Annotated in this window: 16 protein-coding genes and 1 pseudogene; 13 read left to right on the plus strand and 4 right to left on the minus strand. The window is 58.8% G+C overall.

Going from position 1 to position 17,418, the window contains the following annotated elements; genetic code table 11:
• Window positions 1-4: 4 nt before the first annotated feature.
• The 3 genes from Q1A06_RS13165 to Q1A06_RS13175 all read left to right on the plus strand — a co-directional run bounded on the left by Q1A06_RS13165 (window position 5) and on the right by Q1A06_RS13175 (window position 3,286).
• Entirely contained in the window at window positions 5-979 is a 975-nt protein-coding gene (locus tag Q1A06_RS13165) for a Rid family hydrolase (RefSeq protein ID WP_299564322.1), read from the plus strand.
• A 141-nt stretch (window positions 980-1,120) separates the two neighbouring features.
• Window positions 1,121-1,705, plus strand: coding sequence for an HPF/RaiA family ribosome-associated protein (locus Q1A06_RS13170; RefSeq protein WP_299564325.1), 585 nt, complete (start codon window positions 1,121-1,123; stop codon window positions 1,703-1,705).
• A 42-nt stretch (window positions 1,706-1,747) separates the two neighbouring features.
• Window positions 1,748-3,286, plus strand: coding sequence for a bifunctional aminoglycoside phosphotransferase/ATP-binding protein (locus tag Q1A06_RS13175; protein WP_299564327.1), 1,539 nt, complete (start codon window positions 1,748-1,750; stop codon window positions 3,284-3,286).
• A 91-nt stretch (window positions 3,287-3,377) separates the two neighbouring features.
• Here Q1A06_RS13175 and Q1A06_RS13180 read toward each other — a convergent pair whose 3' ends face one another.
• Genes Q1A06_RS13180 through pdhA form a run of 3 tightly spaced genes read right to left on the minus strand, consistent with a single transcriptional unit; the run spans window position 3,378 to window position 6,809 of the window.
• Complete coding sequence (locus tag Q1A06_RS13180) at window positions 3,378-4,727, minus strand: dihydrolipoamide acetyltransferase family protein (RefSeq protein ID WP_299564330.1); 1,350 nt, start codon at window positions 4,725-4,727, stop codon at window positions 3,378-3,380.
• An 11-nt stretch (window positions 4,728-4,738) separates the two neighbouring features.
• Window positions 4,739-5,716, minus strand: coding sequence for an alpha-ketoacid dehydrogenase subunit beta (locus tag Q1A06_RS13185; RefSeq protein ID WP_299564333.1), 978 nt, complete (start codon window positions 5,714-5,716; stop codon window positions 4,739-4,741).
• Window positions 5,709-6,809 carry a pyruvate dehydrogenase (acetyl-transferring) E1 component subunit alpha gene (gene pdhA, locus Q1A06_RS13190; RefSeq protein ID WP_299564336.1) on the minus strand — a complete coding sequence of 367 codons (1,101 nt, stop codon included), beginning with the start codon at window positions 6,807-6,809 and terminating at the stop codon, window positions 5,709-5,711. The genes Q1A06_RS13185 and pdhA overlap by 8 nt, the downstream gene beginning before the upstream one ends.
• Before the next feature lie 178 nt (window positions 6,810-6,987).
• On the opposite strand from pdhA, the gene Q1A06_RS13195 reads away from it, so the two are divergent.
• Complete coding sequence (locus tag Q1A06_RS13195) at window positions 6,988-7,191, plus strand: hypothetical protein (protein ID WP_299564339.1); 204 nt, start codon at window positions 6,988-6,990, stop codon at window positions 7,189-7,191.
• 553 nt (window positions 7,192-7,744) lie between these two features.
• Complete coding sequence (locus tag Q1A06_RS13200) at window positions 7,745-8,017, plus strand: hypothetical protein (RefSeq protein WP_299564342.1); 273 nt, start codon at window positions 7,745-7,747, stop codon at window positions 8,015-8,017.
• On the opposite strand, the pseudogene Q1A06_RS13205 reads toward Q1A06_RS13200, so the two are convergent.
• A pseudogene (locus Q1A06_RS13205) lies at window positions 8,006-8,204 on the minus strand (hypothetical protein); the annotation flags it as partial. The gene Q1A06_RS13200 and the pseudogene Q1A06_RS13205 overlap by 12 nt on opposite strands.
• Window positions 8,205-8,597: 393 nt before the next feature.
• Here Q1A06_RS13205 and Q1A06_RS13210 point away from each other — a divergent pair.
• From Q1A06_RS13210 to Q1A06_RS13245, 8 genes are all read left to right on the plus strand, one after another.
• Window positions 8,598-9,083, plus strand: a complete 486-nt coding sequence (locus Q1A06_RS13210) for a DUF2231 domain-containing protein (RefSeq protein WP_299564345.1) — start codon at window positions 8,598-8,600, stop codon at window positions 9,081-9,083.
• Window positions 9,076-10,533 carry a sorbosone dehydrogenase family protein gene (locus tag Q1A06_RS13215; protein WP_299564348.1) on the plus strand — a complete coding sequence of 486 codons (1,458 nt, stop codon included), beginning with the start codon at window positions 9,076-9,078 and terminating at the stop codon, window positions 10,531-10,533. The genes Q1A06_RS13210 and Q1A06_RS13215 overlap by 8 nt, the downstream gene beginning before the upstream one ends.
• A 569-nt stretch (window positions 10,534-11,102) precedes the next feature.
• Entirely contained in the window at window positions 11,103-11,867 is a 765-nt protein-coding gene (locus Q1A06_RS13220) for an SDR family oxidoreductase (RefSeq protein WP_299564351.1), read from the plus strand.
• 167 nt (window positions 11,868-12,034) lie between these two features.
• A complete protein-coding gene (locus Q1A06_RS13225) occupies window positions 12,035-13,291 on the plus strand; it encodes an aminomethyltransferase family protein (protein ID WP_299564353.1) in 1,257 nt (418 codons plus the stop codon).
• 224 nt (window positions 13,292-13,515) lie between these two features.
• Window positions 13,516-13,680 carry a hypothetical protein gene (locus tag Q1A06_RS13230; RefSeq protein WP_299564356.1) on the plus strand — a complete coding sequence of 55 codons (165 nt, stop codon included), beginning with the start codon at window positions 13,516-13,518 and terminating at the stop codon, window positions 13,678-13,680.
• A gap of 42 nt (window positions 13,681-13,722) precedes the next feature.
• Complete coding sequence (locus Q1A06_RS13235) at window positions 13,723-16,797, plus strand: CheR family methyltransferase (RefSeq protein WP_299564359.1); 3,075 nt, start codon at window positions 13,723-13,725, stop codon at window positions 16,795-16,797.
• Between the two features lie 41 nt (window positions 16,798-16,838).
• Window positions 16,839-17,051, plus strand: coding sequence for a hypothetical protein (locus Q1A06_RS13240; RefSeq protein ID WP_299564362.1), 213 nt, complete (start codon window positions 16,839-16,841; stop codon window positions 17,049-17,051).
• A gap of 30 nt (window positions 17,052-17,081) precedes the next feature.
• Entirely contained in the window at window positions 17,082-17,261 is a 180-nt protein-coding gene (locus Q1A06_RS13245; RefSeq protein WP_299564364.1) for a hypothetical protein, read from the plus strand.
• Window positions 17,262-17,418: the final 157 nt, after the last annotated feature.

Below are 17,418 nucleotides of genomic sequence, written 5' to 3' on the forward strand. Positions count from 1 at the left end.
AGCAATGAGAAAGCAAACCAGAGTTTTTGCGGCGGCCCTGCTTTTCGCGGGTTCTATTGCCAATGCGCAGTCCAGCAACGAAATCGTGGGGGACGACGCGGCGCCGAATGTCGATACCCCGATGGAAGAAGCCATCGCGCCGGACCGGCATGTACCGGATTTCGGCAAGGCGGGTTATTCGGCGACCGATGGCAAGGCGCTTTACGAGTCACTTTGCGCGGGATGCCATATGCCCGACGGCAAGGGAGCTATTGGAGCCGGTGAATATCCGTCGCTCGCAGGGAACGACTTGCTGTTGTCCGCTGCCTACCCAATCTATCTGATCATCAATGGCCAGGCCGCAATGCCGAGCCTCGGCCATCTGCTGGACGATGAGCAGATCCTGGCAGTGACCGATTATATCCAGACTAATCTGGACAATGATTATGAAACCGACGGCACGCTGGAACTGGTGGCGGACTCGCGTCCCGAAACGGAGGAAGAAATGGCAACCGAAGAACATGCCATTCCTCAAGAGTCAGCTGAACCTTCAGCGAAACGCGACACCGTCGCAAACGTGGTGCGTCACGGTTTGCCCAATTCAGATTTCCCGATCCTGCAAGCCGTGGAAGTGCCCGCCGATGCGACGTTAGTCTATCTCAGCGGCACGGTTCCACAGGTGCTCGACGATTCCGCGTCCGAAGGGGCGCCGGAGCGTTTTGGCGACACGGCGGCCCAGACGGACAGCACGCTTACCTCGATCCGCTCCAAGCTGGAGGCGCTCGAGCTCGGGATGGGCGATGTGATCAAGATGCAGGTCTATCTGGTCGCACCTGACGGACAAGACAGCATGGATTTTTCAGGCTTCATGGAAGGATATACCAAGCATTTTGGCACCGACGCCCAACCCGAACTTCCCACCCGGTCGGTTTTCGAGGTGGCGGGTTTGGCCAATCCCGACTGGCTTGTCGAAATCGAAGTGGTCGCGGTGCGCCCGTGACAACGCGCGCGCAACCTTGAGATCGCTGGCTTTCCGAGCACACCGACTGGGAGGGTCAGCAACGTCCCGAAAACGTGATAACTTCGCTTACTTAAGCCGTTTTATCAGCGGCGACTCGAAAAAAGAAAGACGAAACCAACAATGGATATCCCTCTCGAAATCGCATGGCGCAACGTCGAAAAATCAGAACCGCTTGAGACGATCATCAGGGAAAGAGCCGAAAAGCTGCATCGTTATTTCAGCCGCATCAACTCCTGTCGTATCGCTGTCGAAGTGCCGCATCGCAGCCAATATCATGCGCACGAATTTCATTTGCGAATTGAGGTGCGGGTGCCAGAGGATGAAATCGTGGTCAGTAACGATCCCGGCGACCGAAATGACCATTTCGACCCCAATATCGCGGTGCGGGATGCGTTTAACGCGATGGAACGTCGGCTGGAAACCCATTCGCAGAAGATGCGCGGTGAAATCAAGACACTGTCAGGCCCGCCACAAGGCCGGGTGATCCGCAAGTTCGACGGTTACGGCTTTGTCAGGATGAACGACGGGCAGGAGATTTATTTCGCGCCCAACGCGGTGGTGGCGGACGATTTCGAAAGCTTGGACGTGGGCGACGCGGTCGAGTTGACGGTGGCTGAGGGTGAGGGCGCAATGGGGCCGCAGGCCTCCATGGTGCGGCCGATCAGTGATTTGCAGATCAATCCCGACAAGCGCGAAAACATCTGACAACTGCAAGAACCAGAGGGTTCACTAAACGAGGGAAAGCTGATGCAAGGCGACGCCCATCATGAAACCGATCAGGCCGAGGCCATCGCATTTTGCGAAAATGGCGCGGGGATTGGGGCGGAGGCTGATCGGACAGACACCCACGGCGCAATCATATTCCTGATCGGCGACCGCGCGCTCAAGATGAAGCGCGCGGTGCAATACGACTATATGGACCTGTCGACTCTGGAAAAGCGCAAGGCATTGCTGGAGCGCGAATTCGAATTGAACAGCAAGACAGCTCCCTCGATTTATCGCGGTGTCATCCCGCTGACGCGCGAAGCGGATGACAAGCTTGCCCTTGATGGTGATGGCGATGCGGTGGAGTGGGTTCTGTCGATGTGGCGGTTCCCGCCCGAGGCCGAGTTGACGCATATCGCCAGCAACGACGGCATTGATGACACGCTTGCCCAGGATCTGGGAGAAGCGATTGTGCGCTATCACGGGGATGCCCCGGTGAAAGACGCCGACGGGGTTACGCTTATCACGGAAATTCTGGATGAGCTGGACCGCGTATTCGGCGCTATGGAAAACGAATTTCAGGACAATGCGCTGCGGTTCGTCCGGCAGGGCAGGGCGATGCTTTCTGATCGTGCCGGGGTGATGCGGGCGCGGTCGCGCGCGGGCTTTGTCCGCCGCTGTCATGGCGATCTGCACCTACGTAATATCGTGCTGCTTGAAGGTGTGCTTACACCGTTCGACGCGCTGGAATTCGATGAACGTCTGGGCACCTGCGATACGCTCTACGACTTCGCGTTTCTGCTGATGGACCTGTTGCACCGCGGCTTCGCCCATCCGGCAAACATGGTACTGAACACCTATTTGAACGGGGTGTCCGATCACATGGAAGATGCCGGATTGGATATCCTGCCGCTCTTCTTGGGAATTCGTGCGGCTATCCGTGCCATGGTCAGCATCCAGACCTCCGAATTCTCCTCAAGCTCGGAGAAGATGCTGACCGACGCCCGTGACTATCTGCAAGAAGCGCTTGACTATCTGGACCCTCCGGCCCCGGTCCTCGTTGCCATCGGCGGGCTGTCGGGCAGTGGTAAAACCACAATTGCCCGCGCCATTGCGCATCGCATCGGCGCGTTCCCGGGCGCGATCCATATCCGCAGCGATGTGGTGCGCAAGAAAATCATGAAGGTGGATCCGCTGGAACCGTTGGACTCCGAAGGCTATGCGCCGCCGATCACCGCCCAAACCTATGAATCGATCCGCCAGCAGGCCACACAGGTTCTGGCGCAGGGCCATGCCGCGATTCTCGATGCCGTGCATGACAATGCCGAAAGCCGCGCGGCAGCCAGAGATGTGGCCCAAGAGGCGGGATGTGAATTTATCGGGATCTGGCTTGAAACGCCGACAGATGTCCGCAGCAACCGTGTCACAGGACGCGGGCCTGATGCATCGGATGCCGACCCGTGGGTCGTCAAGCAACAGGAGCGGATCGACCCCGGGCCGCTCGACTGGCAGCAGATAGATGCGGACCGCCCGTTGGCAACGGTTATTTCGGATATAGCGGCAAGGCTGCCGAAGCGTTAACAAGCCAAGACTGCCTAAACCGCGATCAGGACCTGCACGCGATCAATTCGGTCGCCGCCACAGTCCAGTTCGTGCCAGGTGCCGTCCAACGTCAACTGTTCAGGACAAGCGCGCCGGGGTCGTCCAGCAGCGCCTTGACCCGTTGGACGAAACGCGCGGCTTCTGCACCGTCGGCAACGCGGTGATCGAAGGTTAGGCAGACCGGCAAGCAAAGCGCGACTTCGGTAGTGTGTTCGTCGATATCGCCTCGAACGACATGCCGCAACTCGGCCCGCGCCACACCAAAGATCGCGGTTTGCGGCGGGTTGATGATGGGGGCGAGGCCGGTACCGCCGATCGCGCCCACATTGGTCAAGGTAAACGTCGCGCCGCGCAGATCATCGCGCGTTGCAGCGTCTTCGCGCAGTCGGTCGCCCAGCTTTTTCAGGTTCACTGCCAGTTCCGCGATGCTCTTGGCCCCCGCATCGCGTAACACCGGCACCAGAAGGCCGCGGTCGGTGTCGAGTGCAACACCGATATTGACGTCGGGTAGCTGATGCACGGCACAGGCGTCCGCGTCGAAAGTGGCATTGAAATTGGGAAAATCGGCCAGCGTGATGGCCAGTGCCTTGACGATGAACGGCGTCAGGGTCAGTGCGCCACCCTGCTGTTCGATCTCGGCCTCATGTTCCCGCCGGAGACGTTCCAGCGCCGTGATCTCGATCACGTCCTGATGGGTGACATGCGGAATCTCGCGCCAAGCCTGCGCCATACGGCGTGCCGTGGTGCGCCGCAGCGAGCGCAGTTCGACGATTTTCGCACCTTCCGCCCGTCCTGCGTCTCCTTTGTCTCCAGCGGCGTCCTGGACATCCTTTTTTAAAACCCGGCCGTCCTTACCGCTGCCTTTGACATTCGCCAGATTGATCACCAATTCCCGCGCCAACCCGCGCACGGCGGGTGTGGCCAGCGGTTTTTTAGCGGCGGAAGATGTCGTGTCGCCGCTCTTTTGCGTGCTACCATCTTCTGTGACCTCATTGTCTTGCGTGTCTGTGTCGTCATGCCCGGTATCCGCGCCATCACTCTCGCCGGACGGTGCCTCATCTGAGGTCTCGCCATTCTCGTCGTCTTTCCTTGCGTCCTCGGCGCTCTTCTTCTCATCCGTATCCGTGTCGCTGTCTTGCTCGGCCGCGCCACTTCTATCGGCGTCCTGCTCTGTATCATCACCGGCCTCGCCGAACACCATCAGCACGTCGCCCACTTCTGCGATGTCGCCCACGGCGACGCGGATCTCGCGCACCTCACCATCCACCGGCGCAGGAATTTCGACCGCTGCCTTGTCGGTTTCGGCCACGACAACGGTGTCGCCTTCAGAGACATGATCGCCTTTGCTGACGGTGATTTCGAGGATTTCCGCCTCGTGAATGCCTTCGCCGGGATCTTGCAAGCGAAATTCATGTGCCATTTACACGCCTCCTAATAGTCGAGAACCGATTTGCAGACACCCAAGATGCGGGCGCAATCAGGCAGATACCGCTGTTCGCGGGCGAAATAGGGAACATGCACATCCGGTCCCGCAACCCGTCCCACCGGCGCCTCAAGGCTGAGAAACGAATCCTCCATCACCCGCGCTACGATCTCGGCGCCGGGACCATAGCTTAGCGGCGCCTCATGCACGACGACACAGCGTCCGGTCTTGCGAACCGAGGCCGTGACCGTCGGCCAGTCGAGCGGTGAAATTGTCAGGAGGTCGATCACCTCAGCGCTGACGCTATCCTTGGCCAGTGCCTCCGCAGCCTCTATTGTGCGCGGCAGCATGGCACCGTAGGCGACAATCGTGATGTCTCCGCCCTCTCGCACCGTGACCGCCTTGCCAATTTCGGCAATTTCTTCGTCGTCCGGCACCTCCTCACGGAAGGCGCGGTAGCTGGCTTTAGGCTCGAAAAACACCACCGGATCGGGGTCGCGGATCGCCGCCAGCAGCAGGGAGCGCGCGTTGCGCGGCCCCGACGGCACGACGATCTTCAGCCCCGGCATATGGGCATAGAACACCTCGCGGCTTTCCGAGTGATGTTCGAGCGCGCGCACTCCCGCACCGTAAGGCATGCGTACCGTCATTGGCACGCTCAGACCGCCCTGCGAGCGCCAGCGCATTCGGCTGGCGTGCGATTCAAGCTGGTGAAACCCTTCATATGCGAAGCCGGAGAACTGCAATTCGGGCACCGGGATCATGCCGCGCATCGCCATGCCGATGGCAAACCCGAGGATCCCGCTTTCGGCCAGCGGCGTGTCCATCACGCGAGCCTCGCCGAATTCCTCGATCAGGTCCTTGGTGACACGAAAGATCCCGCCGTCGACACCGACATCCTCGCCCAGCAGCACGACGCGTTCGTCGCGCTGCATTTCTTCGCGCAGCGCCAAGTTGATTGCCTCGACCATAGTCAGTTCAGCCATCGGACCATCCTCCGGGGTTCTGGCCCTGCTCCATGCGCTTGCGCTGGCGGGCCAGTTCGGGCGTTTCTTCGGCGTAGATATGGGCGAACATCGGGTCGGTGTCTTTCAACTCCTCGATCCGGTCGGACGCGGTCTGCCATGCTGTCTCGATTTCGTCCTTGATCTCGTCCTCCATCGTGGCGATGGCATCGTCATCGAGCAGGTCGCGTCCCTTCAGCCACTTGCCGAACCGCTCGATAGGGTCGCGCTTGCGCCATTTATCGACCTCATCGTCTTCGCGGTAACGGGTGGGATCATCGGCGGTGGTGTGCATTTCCATCCGGTAGGTCACACATTCGATCAACGTCGGCGTGCCCGTGTCGCGGGCGCGCTCAACCGCCTCATGGGCGGCAACATAGCAGGCGAAGATGTCGTTGCCGTCCACCTGAATGCCGGGCACACCGTATGCGACAGCCTTCTGCGCCAACGTCTCGGACCGGGTTTGGCGCGCGCGAGGCACGGAAATCGCGTACTGGTTGTTCTGGCAGACGAACACCACGGGGCAATCAAACACACCGGCAAAGTTCATCGCTTCATGGAAATCGCCCTGACTGGTGGCACCATCGCCGAAATAGGTCATGGCGATGTCATCCGCTCCCAGCATCCGCGCCGCGTGGGCGATGCCTGCGGCCTGAAGCATTTGTGTGCCGACCGGCACCGACAGCGGCGTCAGCCGCCCGTCCTCGGCCAGCTTGCCGCCTTCGTTGTAGCCGGCGTCGTAAAGAAGCATGTCGGCTGGATCGGTGTCGCGCCAGAAATGCGCCGCTGTTTCCCGATAGGACGGAACGAACCAGTCGTTTTCGGCCAACGCTGCAATGGTACCGACTTGCGCAGCCTCCTGCCCGGTGACCGGGGCAAAGGTGCCGATACGTCCCGAGCGTTGCAATTTCAGCCGCCGTTCGTCAAAGCGACGCGCCTTGATCATAGTGCGGTACCCTCGCAGCAGCATGTCGTCTGGAATCTGCGGCACCAGTTCGTTGTCGGCCTCGCCGGATGGGTCAAGAATGGACAGATGTTCGATCTCAAGGCCGAGATCCAGCGTCTTTCTGGGCATGACAACCTCCGTAAATCCGTACAACTGAAACGCGAAACTGCTTAAGAAAGTTCCGACCGGAACCGCGCGGGTGAGTACGCCTTGGTTCAGAACCAGTCCACGCGACACGACAGGCCAACCCTCTATGCCCAAGAGCCCCACCCAAAAGCTAACTGCCGACCATCTGGCAGAAAATAAAATGACCCGGGACGATTTGATTGGTTTGCGGATCGACCAGACCTTGGCACAGGATGCGACGGGAACGTTGGAGATGCTGGCACTGGGGGCGTTGAAGCTGCCGCACATGCAGACCGAGCTGTCGGTGCAATATGTCGATCATAAACTTTTCCCGACCGACGATCATCTGTTCCTGCAATATGCTGCGACGCGGTTCGGCTTGTAGTTCAGCCCGCCCGGAAACGAGGTCAGTCATCCGTTGCACATGAAATATTCTAGCCCTCCGCGGCGCACGCTTCTGGGCTCCGATAGCGACGTTATCGCCAATATGGGCACGGAACTGGACGCCACTCGACGGTGTTCCGCCGGATGATGCGGTCAGGGATTTCCTCGTGCGGCATGGTCGCGGTAATGAATGGCAGCCGCGCGCCCGCCTCTATCAACGCCGCAAGCCGACCATCGGGGATAAGATCCGACACCAGATTCATATCGAACGATTCAAACGATACGCCAGCCGGCGCGCGTCGCCCCGGACCATGTCGGCCACAACCGCGAAATCGCAAAACCCCGGATTGGCGGATGAGCCGATATAGGCCGCGAGCGGCTGCCAATCATCGCCACGGTGCCCGAGGCCGAAGCGCAGCGACGGAGTTAATCAAGGGGCCGATTAAAACCGATTTCCCGATGTCCAAACCCTTGCAAGACACGCGCGAGATGCCGGTTGTGCTCAGGGTCGGTGACGATACATCGACCGACGAGATCATGCCGCGAAGGCCGCGGTGCTGCTCTATCGCAGCAGCATTCTGAAAATTGCGGATTTCGAGTTTCGCGTGGTGGATAAAAACTATCTCTCGCGCGCGCTGGAGGCCCGGGATGCCGATGGTCATCTAGTCGTGGCAGACGAGAATAATGATCAGGAGTCGAGCCGCGAACATGCGGTGGTGGCACCGCGCTTCCTGGGCCTGCGCGCCGTGCTGGCAAAGTCCGTTGCCCGAATTCACTACCAGAACCTCGTCAACTACGGCATCATCACTAGCCTTTCAGTGTCGTAGGCAAATCTTAAATGGGGCAAAGATGCTGATGGTTAAAGACGAGTTCAGCCCGACGATGATGTTCATTGGGATGCCGATCTTAAGAAAATCCGTGAACCGGTAGTTTCCGGCTCCGTAAACCAGCGTGTTTTGTTAGATACCCGATAGGTGTGGCGAAGCTTGCGCTGGACGCAATCATCACCGCGACACGGCATATAGCCCTGTGACGACCGATATCGCCAAGAACAAAGATATGGTCGCGAGTTCCGCGAATGCATCGCGCCTGTCCGCTATACCAAACCCCTCGCGGTCGGGATCGTTTTTTCCGCCAGCTACGACTGGCGTTTCGGCAATGATGTCTCGCCGACCCTGGATGGTGGCCCGATGGGCTCCTGCGTCGTTGCAATGATGGCGTGAGAAGGGAGATAAAGCTGCGTAGCCCGGAGGCGCGCCCAACGGCCGGTTCGCCTACCCCGCCGCGCATTATTTTTCGCCGGCGGTGAAGCTGCCGGGAGTTCAGGTCACAAGCACCGATCCGAACGGGAACATTCCGCTCATCTCACTCGTTAAAACCTAAAAGAGGTTGCTGGAGAGCGCGCAGATGACCCACAACATCAAACCCCGAACGGAGACTACGAAGCCGGATCATGCCGCGACCGCCGCCATAGCTGGGCACCAGGTCCATGCGGCGCTGGTTCCGGTCCCGATTGTCTGTTTCGGCCTCGTTCTCGTGACCGATATTCTCTACTGGCAGACCGCCAACCTGATGTGGAGCGACTTTTCATCCTGGCTTCTGCTTGCCGGGTTGGTCGGCGCCGGTCTGGCCGCAATCGCCGGTCTGATCGATTTACTGGTGCGCCGCGCGCTGCGCAAACGCGGGATCGCGTGGGTCCACGGTCTAGGCAATCTGGCGGTGATGGTGTTGGCCTTCTTCAATGCTCTTGTCCATGCGCGCGACGGCTGGACGGCTGTCGTGCCCACCGGCATGATCCTGTCGGTCCTCACCGTCCTGATCATGCTGGTCACCGTCTGGCTGGGGCGCGAGATGGTCTACCGTCACGAAATCGGAGTACGTTCGGATGACTGAGTTCACCTACATCCTCCTCGCCTGCGCTGGGCTGTTACTGGCCGGGCCCCTTGCTGCTCAGGACGAGATCGAGCCACAGGACCAGATCGGCTTCGATCCGGTGCTGCCCGAACCCCGCCAGCCTTTGTTCGCCGAGATGAAACTGGCCGAGGTGGTGGGCTGGCAAGACGGCCAGACGCCCGATGTGCCCGACACTTTGACCGTCACGGCCTATGCCACCGATCTCGTCAATCCGCGTACCGTTCATACTTTGCCCAATGGCGATGTGCTCGTCGTGCAGTCGCGCGGGCCCGGAGGCAAGCCGGTGTCGCGGCCCAAGGACCTGATACGCGGTTGGGTTATGTCGCTGGCCAAGGGATCGGGCGGACCGGAACGCGACAGCAACTTGATCACGCTGCTGCGCGACACTGACCGGGACGGAACCGTGGACGCCCGTCACGATATCCTCACGGACATGAATTCGCCGTTTGGAGTGGCTTCGGCCGAGGACACGCTCTACGTTGCCGTCGCCGATGCAATCCTGTCCTATCCATATGAACTGGGTCAGACCGAATTGCCCGACGAACCGATCGAGCTGACCGGGCTGCCGGGTGGACCCATCAACCATCACTGGACGAAGGACCTTGCGCTTGGCCCTGATGGTACGCATCTCTACGTCTCGGTCGGGTCGAATTCCAATGCCGGTGAGCGCGGCATGCAGGCCGAAAAGGGCCGCGCCGCAATCTGGGAGGTCGACCGTCAGAGCGGCGCGCGACGGCTGTTTGCCACCGGTCTCAGAAATCCCAACGGGCTGACCTTTCATCCGGACACCGGCACGCTCTGGACCGTGGTGAACGAACGCGACGAACTCGGCCCGAACCTGGTGCCGGATTACCTGACATCGGTCGAGGAGGGCGGGTTCTATGGCTGGCCATGGAGCTATTTCGGCGGTCATGTGGATATCAGGGTGCGTCCCGAGCGTCCGGATATGGTGGAAAAGGCGATCAAACCGGACTACGCGTTGTCCAGCCACGTCGCGCCGCTAGGTCTGACGTTCACCCGTGACGCCGCGATGCCTGAGGCCTATGCCCATGGTGCCTTCGTCGGCGAACACGGCAGTTGGAACCGCAATTCTTTCAACGGATACAAGGTGATCTATATCCCCTTTGAGGACGGATCACCGGCAGGGATGGCGCAGGACGTCGTGACAGGCTTTCTTGTCGGCGATCAGGCCCGTGGACGACCGGTCGGCGTAACCATCGACGGGACCGGCGCCTTATTGATTGCAGATGACGCCGGGAACACGGTTTGGCGGGTGGCCGTCGCAGATGGATCGGTGACGGATGCGCCGCTGGGGTCGGATGGCGGCGCCGCGCCGCCCGAAGAAGACGTTGATTCACTTGCACCCAAGCCGCTTGAAAGCGACCCTGTGGGGGACGAAATGCCGCGAAGCCAGAAGAACAATCCCTAGGCGTCCCGCTACAATGTTCGGATCACGTCATATCTGGCGCCACGTTCAGCGGCCTCTCCATCCGCAAGCGCGGCGGTTTTGTCCCGGCGATCGTACGTCTTTGTACGCTTGCCCAGTTCCGGATCGAACTCGCTTGTAATAGCCAAGCACTGCGACCGCATCCTTTGCCGGTATCACTCCGCTTTCGGACCACGGATAAGAGAATGTTGTCGTGACGGGAGCATGTAGTGACGAATTCGACAGAAGGGCGTGCTCCGTTCAGGATATCGCTATGCGCGTCAGCCAGGCACGGCAGCGCGAAGCCGACTACCAGCGACGCCATTTCCGAGAAGTTGTGTATCGTGTCCGCGATCAGCGCGAAACTGGCTCGCCAGAATACCGGCCACGATGTGGGCGACGGTCAGAAGGCCATGGTAGACAGATTCGCGGAGCGCAAAGGTCACGAAAACGGGTCACGATCACACCTCCCAAATTGCGTTCCGCTTTTTACCAAAGCGGGCAGGTCATGGAACAAGGACACGATGAAAATCGTTATCCTAGTGAAGCCATTTTGGAAAACGGAGGTTGACATGGGACGGCTCAATAACAAGACAGCGATCATTACAGGCGGTGCGGGTGGTATCGGGTCGGAGACGGCCAAACTGTTCCTAAAGGAAGGCGCGAAGGTTGCGCTGGTTGATCTGGATCAGGATGCTTTGAATGACGTTGCTGAAACGCTTGAAGAGCACGGCAAGGTTGTGGTCATTGCCGCCGACGTGGCGAATGAGGCGGACGTTGAGCGTTACGTTCAAGAGGCGAAGGAGAAGTTGGGCGGTATAGACATTTTCTTCAACAACGCGGGTATCGAAGGCACTGTCGCACCGCTGACTGAGCAAAAGGTAGAGGATTTTGACCAGGTCATGGCCGTAAATGTGCGGGGCATGTTTCTGGGCCTTAAGCACGTAATGAGGGCCATGAGCGAAAGTGGCGGAAGCATCATCAATACGTCGTCGGTAGCGGGCTTGTCAGCCGGACCGGGCCTGACACCTTATGTTGCGTCCAAACATGCGGTCGTCGGTCTCACACGTAACGCATCCGCCGAGGGTGCGGGTCAGAATATTCGCGTAAATTCGGTGCATCCCGCACCGGTGAACACCCGGATGATGCGCTCTATCGAAAAGGGTTCGAGACCCGAGGATGCGGCTGCTGCAAAGGCGGAGTATGAAAAACGGGTTCCGCTGGGCCGCTATGGCGAACCCAACGATGTGGCGCAGCTTGTTCTGTTTCTGGCCTCCGACGAGGCAAGCTTTATCACTGGTGCGCAATATGTCGTCGATGGGGGCATGACCGCATAATTTAAGACTGACATGCCCCAGAAGCCTTCCGGCAATTCGAGGCATTTCGCCTCCGCCGAATAGGTGCGCGAAAGTCCCAGCGCCTGCCGCAAGCGTCCTGACAGAACTCGTAGCGGCACTCACATGGTTCATTGAAGGTAAAAGCGGCAAAAATTGAGGCAAGACCCATGACACTCAACAACGCCAGACATACCCCAATCAATCTGCGCCAAAGCGGTGCACCGCGTATCGACATGCTCGTTGGAACCCGGATCCGAAAGTCGCCGTTCTGGCACAAATCGCTGGAGCACGGCGTCCGCGTCGTGACGGTATATAATCGCATGTATCATCCCCGGCTGTATTTTTCGCCCGATCAGGGAGGGCTGTTGGGCGAATACGAATATCTCACAAAGCATGTCACCCTGTGGAATGTGGCGGTTGAACGCCAAATTCAGGTGAAGGGGTCGGATGCCACGGCCTTCATCGATTATCTTGTGACCCGCGCCATGACCGGCGAAAAGGAACTGGCGCCGGGCAAGGCACGCTATGTCGTTCTTTGCAATCGGGACGGCGGCATCGTCAACGACCCGGTCCTGCTGCGGATCGCACAGGATGAATACTGGCTGTCAATCTCGGATTCGGATGCCGGGCTCTGGGCCCAGGGGGTGAATGCTGAGGGCCGTTTCGATGTCACCATCCGCGAGCTCGATGTCGCCCCGGTTCAGATTCAGGGGCCCGACAGCGCGGCCCTGCTGACCGATGCCGGCGTGAAGGATGTGCAGAGCCTTAAATTCTTCAATCTGGTCGAGACGACCCTATTTGGCAGCGACGTGATTATTTCAAAGACCGGATTCTCCGGCGAGGAAGGTTACGAAATCTATCTGCGCAATGCCACCCGGGACGCGGACGCTCTCTGGGACGGGCTGGTGGCCGCCGGAGAACCCCATTCCCTACGTGTGATCGCGCCCGGCCATATCAGTCGGCTTGAAGCCGGGATTCTCTCTTATGGGCAGGACATGGATCTGGAAACCTCTCCTTATGAGGTCGGGCTCGACTGGCAGGTGGATCTGGACAAGCCACACTTCATAGGCAAGGCAGCACTGACGGATATCGCAAGGCAAGGAGTCAGTCACAAGCTGGTCGGGCTGAAATTTGGCGGTCGCCAGATCGACTGGTACAACGCTGATTTCTGGCCGGTGCTGAACCCGCAGACAAAAGACCGGATCGGCTTTGTCACCTCGGCATTCTTCTCGCCGCGTATCGGTACGAACATTGCTCTCTCAAGGGTTCCGGTTAGCCTGACCGAGCCGGATACGGAGGTGCTGGTACAAATTCCGGGCCGGGTTGAACCGCTGGAGGCACGTGTTTGCACCACGCCGTTTCACGAACCGGCACGCGGGATGAACAGGCCCGTGGGCGGGGGCAGTCAGCCAGCCCAAACCTGATTGTCGTAATCACCGGTGCCGTGGGAAATATCGGTAGTGAGCTGAGAGAAAAACTGTCGCGCAAGTATCGTGTAAGCGACCAGCAAATCAGAACGTGCGCGATTGATCGGCGGTTCCATATGCAGCCTCTGGGTGGTTATCGAACGGCAATAACAGTTCTTTCCGGAACCCACACCGTCAAGATTGTCGGTGAATTGCCGAACGTCGTTAAGGAGTGACGTCCAATGTCTCGTCTGCCGGACATCAACAAGACGCATTCGGAGATGTCCGTCGCCTCCGCAGGTTTGGATGTGTCGTATTACCGCTCATTAAACTCGTTTAACGAGCATCCTGTCGTGGTCCGTTATGAAACGGCATGCGCTGCTTTCCGCGCATCGCTGCCAAAATAGACCCTATGGATTTCCACAACACATGATCCTAACGTTGTCATCATGAATATTGATCAGCCCCTCATCGTCGGAATAGGTGCCTCTGCCGGGGGAATCGACGCATTATCGCAACTCTTTGAAAACATGCCGATCCGATGCGGGATGGGTTTTGTCATCGTGACCCATCTCAGTCCGGATCGCGAAAGCATGCTGCATTCCGTGTTGGCGCGCCAGACCGACATGGTCGTGAAGGTAGCGAAAGACGGTGAAAGGGTCGATGCTGACACTGTTTATGTCATGCCCGAAAAGGCGTTCCTACGGATCGAAGGGGGCCGTCTGAAGTTGACGGAGACTGCTGCGGGTGCCCGGACCCACAAGCCGATCGACATACTCTTTGGCTCTCTGGCTGAGGATCAGAAGGAAAACGCAGCGGCCATCGTGCTGTCGGGGGGTGACGGCGACGGAACGCTGGGCGTCAAGATTATCAAGGAACAGGGCGGCGTGACCTTTGCCCAGATCGCCGATGGCGACCCGCCGCTCAACAGGGAAATGCCGCAAAGTGCCATCGCCACAGGCTTTGTTGATTTTGCCATTCCCGCCGGACAGATGGCCGAGAAACTGATCGAGATCCGCGACGGCCGGGTTGCGCTGGACGCATTGGTCATCGCGGCGGACCCTGACCACGAGGTCAATTCCGCACAGGTGCAAAAGATCATTTCCGGAATTCTGTTGAGGGAATCCGGCCATGATTTTTCCGGCTACAAAAGCAAGACATTCTTCCGGCGCGTGGCACGCCGCATGCAGGTGCGCCAGATTGGCGATCTGGAAGAGTATTGCGCGTTGCTGAAAAAGGACGGTGACGAAATTACCGCGTTGTTTCGCGATCTGCTGATCAGCGTCACGAATTTCTTTCGCGACACCGATGCTTTTGCCGCACTGGAAGAGAAGGTCATTCCGAACCTCTGCGAGAACCGCGACGCCAGAAACCCCGTCCGCGTCTGGGTGCCGGCCTGCACCACGGGCGAAGAAGTGTATTCGCTCGCGATCCTCATCTGCGAACATATGGAGAAGAAATCAATCACCGCACCGGTGCAGATATTCGCGACCGATATCGACGATCCGGCGCTCGCCGTGGCGCGGCAGGGGCGTTATCCCGAGCAGTTGCTCCGCGAAGTCAGCCCCGAACGGCTGGACCGGTTTTTCCATCGTGACGGCGCCAGCTACGTCGTTTGCAAGAAGGTGCGCGAGATGTGCATTTTCTCACCGCACAACGTGATCAGCGACCCGCCGTTTTCGCGCATGGACATGGTCTCGTGCCGCAACCTGCTGATCTATTTTGGTCCCGAACTTCAGCGCCAGGTGATCCCGACGTTTCATTATGCGCTAAAACCCGAGGGCTATTTGTTTCTCGGCACGTCCGAGAGCATCAGCCAATACAGCGACCTGTTTCATACCGTGGATAAGCGCAACCGGATCTTTCAGGCGCTGGAACAGGTCAACCGCCGCTGGAATCCGGCGAGCATGCTCCAGACTCTGCCGGATCGTGATTCGCGTCCGAACGACGGCGAAGGTTTGTCCGACATCCAGTTGCGCCACAAGGTCGAACGCCACATCATTGAGCAGCATACGCCGGCCCATGCGGTCGTGCGCAGGGATGGCGAGATCGTATTCGTATCCGGCGGCACCGGCGGTTTTCTGGAAATGCCGCGTGGAGCGCCATCGCACGATCTGCTGGACATGGTGCCGCGCGATCTGCGCTTGGAGCTGCGCGGAACGTTGCGGCAGGTCGTCGAAAGCCGGCGCGCCGTGACCCGGCGCGATTTGTCCATCGTAACGGCGTCAGGCGACACGCAGCGCCTGACCCTCAAGGTGGAGCCATTACGCGCAACAGGGGCGAGCGACGGGCTGTTTATCGTGTTCTTTCATCCCACCGTTGCGCCCGCGCCAAAAGCGCAAGTGCAGACCGATAACAACCGGCGCAGCGAGGCGGCGGAAAATGAATTGCGCGACATGCGCGAACGCCTGCAATCCACCGTCGAAGAATATGAGACCGCGCTAGAAGAGCTGAAATCCTCAAACGAAGAACTTGTTTCTGTGAACGAAGAGGCCCAATCGACGAATGAGGAACTGGAAGCCTCGAAAGAGGAAATGCAGTCTTTGAACGAGGAACTGAACACGATCAACATTGAACTGAACGGTAAGATCGAGGAACTGGACCACGCCAATGCCGATCTGCGCAATCTGTTCGATGCGACCCAAATCGCCACAGTGTTCCTTGACGGCGATCTGGTCATCCGCAATTTCACCCCGGCGGCGGCAGAGCTGTTCAACCTTCGCGTTGCCGATCTTGGCCGCCCGCTGCCGGAACTGGCCAGCGTCAGCGATTATCCCGAACTCAGGGAACACATCAACGAGGTGTTCGAGTCCGGAACGATCTATGAGCACCGTCTTGCACGCGATGCGACCAAGACCGATTATCTGGTCCGGATCACGCCGTATCTGGGTGGCAATGAAAAGGTCGAAGGCGCGGTCGTGACGCTGGTGGATGTCACGTCACTGGCCAAGGCCGAAGAACATCAAAAAGTTCTGATCGCGGAACTCAACCATCGCGTTAAGAACATGCTGGCAGTGATCGTCACCATCGTAAAGACCACGCTGCGGGGCAAGGGCGTCGGACGCGATGTCATGGATACCTTGACCAATCGTCTGCAGGGGTTGGCACGGGCCTACGGTCTGCTGTCCGAGCGATCCTGGACGACAGTGGGCCTGCGCGACATCATAGAGGGAGAAATGGCGGCGTTCGATGCCGAACGCCTCCATCTCAGCGGGCCGAATGTCGATCTGGAACCGGCGCAGGCGCTGGCGGTGAGCATGGTCATGCATGAACTTGTTACCAATGCCGTCAAATACGGTGCTCTTTCGAACAGTCACGGAAATCTGGATGTTCGATGGAAAGCTAAAGACCACCGGCTGTCGCTGGAATGGATGGAACAGGACGGCCCGGAGATGGAAAACCCGGAACGAAACGGTTTTGGATATGTTCTGATACAAGGACAGGTTGAGCAACAGCTGGGCGGTAACCTTGAGACCGATTTCGGCCCTGATGGCTTGTGCGTGAAGATGGAGTTTCCATTGTAGAACAGGGGTATCGATCATGCCGTGACCGGAAAATTCTTACAATGGTCGTCGAAGATGAATGGCTGATCGCCCTGGACATCGAGATGATGATTGAAGAAGCAGGCCACACTGTCGTGGGCCCGGCGCAAATTGTCGCCGCGGCTTTGACCATGATACAAGACAACGCGATCGAGGCCGCGTTGCTTGGTGTCACATTGGGATCGGAGAAATTTCTCTCATTGCTGAAAAACTCGATGAGGTGTGCGTTCCGCTGACGTTCATTTGCATCCAGACCGGAAGGCCAATTGACCGTTGCGGAACTGCTCGTACCGGGCGCGGATCATTTGCCCTATGTCTACCCTTTCGCCGAACTCTGGACGGGTTTGGGCATGATGAGCTTGATCGGCACCGGGTCGACCCTGATCTGGCTGATGGCCCCTGTGGGCATCCTGATTGGCACGATCAATGCGATCAGCGGATGTTAGGCCGTCTATATCGACAAGCGCGAATTAACCTGCGCCGGCGTCGCGGTGGCTCGAACGTGCCGCTCCGATTCATCTCGCTCAGCGAGAATCTAATCATGCTGGGCATGGGCATCTGGATGCTCGCAGGATGGTTCGTCGGGCTATAAAATCAGCCAAA

Origin of the sequence: uncultured Sulfitobacter sp. (assembly GCF_947497275.1) — a bacterium.
In the GTDB taxonomy this organism is placed as follows: Bacteria; Pseudomonadota; Alphaproteobacteria; order Rhodobacterales; family Rhodobacteraceae; genus Sulfitobacter.

Bases quoted from the DNA above. Each gene is read 5' to 3' on its own strand.
- Q1A06_RS13165 (WP_299564322.1), top strand. From the start codon at position 5: ATGAGAAAGCAAACCAGAGTTTTTGCGGCGGCCCTGCTTTTCGCGGGT.
- Q1A06_RS13170 (WP_299564325.1), top strand. From the start codon at position 1,121: ATGGATATCCCTCTCGAAATCGCATGGCGCAACGTCGAAAAATCAGAA.
- Q1A06_RS13175 (WP_299564327.1), top strand. From the start codon at position 1,748: ATGCAAGGCGACGCCCATCATGAAACCGATCAGGCCGAGGCCATCGCA.
- Q1A06_RS13180 (WP_299564330.1), bottom strand. From the start codon at position 4,727: ATGGCACATGAATTTCGCTTGCAAGATCCCGGCGAAGGCATTCACGAG.
- Q1A06_RS13185 (WP_299564333.1), bottom strand. From the start codon at position 5,716: ATGGCTGAACTGACTATGGTCGAGGCAATCAACTTGGCGCTGCGCGAA.
- pdhA (WP_299564336.1), bottom strand. From the start codon at position 6,809: ATGCCCAGAAAGACGCTGGATCTCGGCCTTGAGATCGAACATCTGTCC.
- Q1A06_RS13195 (WP_299564339.1), top strand. From the start codon at position 6,988: ATGACCCGGGACGATTTGATTGGTTTGCGGATCGACCAGACCTTGGCA.
- Q1A06_RS13210 (WP_299564345.1), top strand. From the start codon at position 8,598: ATGACCCACAACATCAAACCCCGAACGGAGACTACGAAGCCGGATCAT.
- Q1A06_RS13215 (WP_299564348.1), top strand. From the start codon at position 9,076: ATGACTGAGTTCACCTACATCCTCCTCGCCTGCGCTGGGCTGTTACTG.
- Q1A06_RS13220 (WP_299564351.1), top strand. From the start codon at position 11,103: ATGGGACGGCTCAATAACAAGACAGCGATCATTACAGGCGGTGCGGGT.
- Q1A06_RS13225 (WP_299564353.1), top strand. From the start codon at position 12,035: ATGACACTCAACAACGCCAGACATACCCCAATCAATCTGCGCCAAAGC.
- Q1A06_RS13230 (WP_299564356.1), top strand. From the start codon at position 13,516: ATGTCTCGTCTGCCGGACATCAACAAGACGCATTCGGAGATGTCCGTC.
- Q1A06_RS13235 (WP_299564359.1), top strand. From the start codon at position 13,723: ATGAATATTGATCAGCCCCTCATCGTCGGAATAGGTGCCTCTGCCGGG.
- Q1A06_RS13240 (WP_299564362.1), top strand. From the start codon at position 16,839: ATGGTCGTCGAAGATGAATGGCTGATCGCCCTGGACATCGAGATGATG.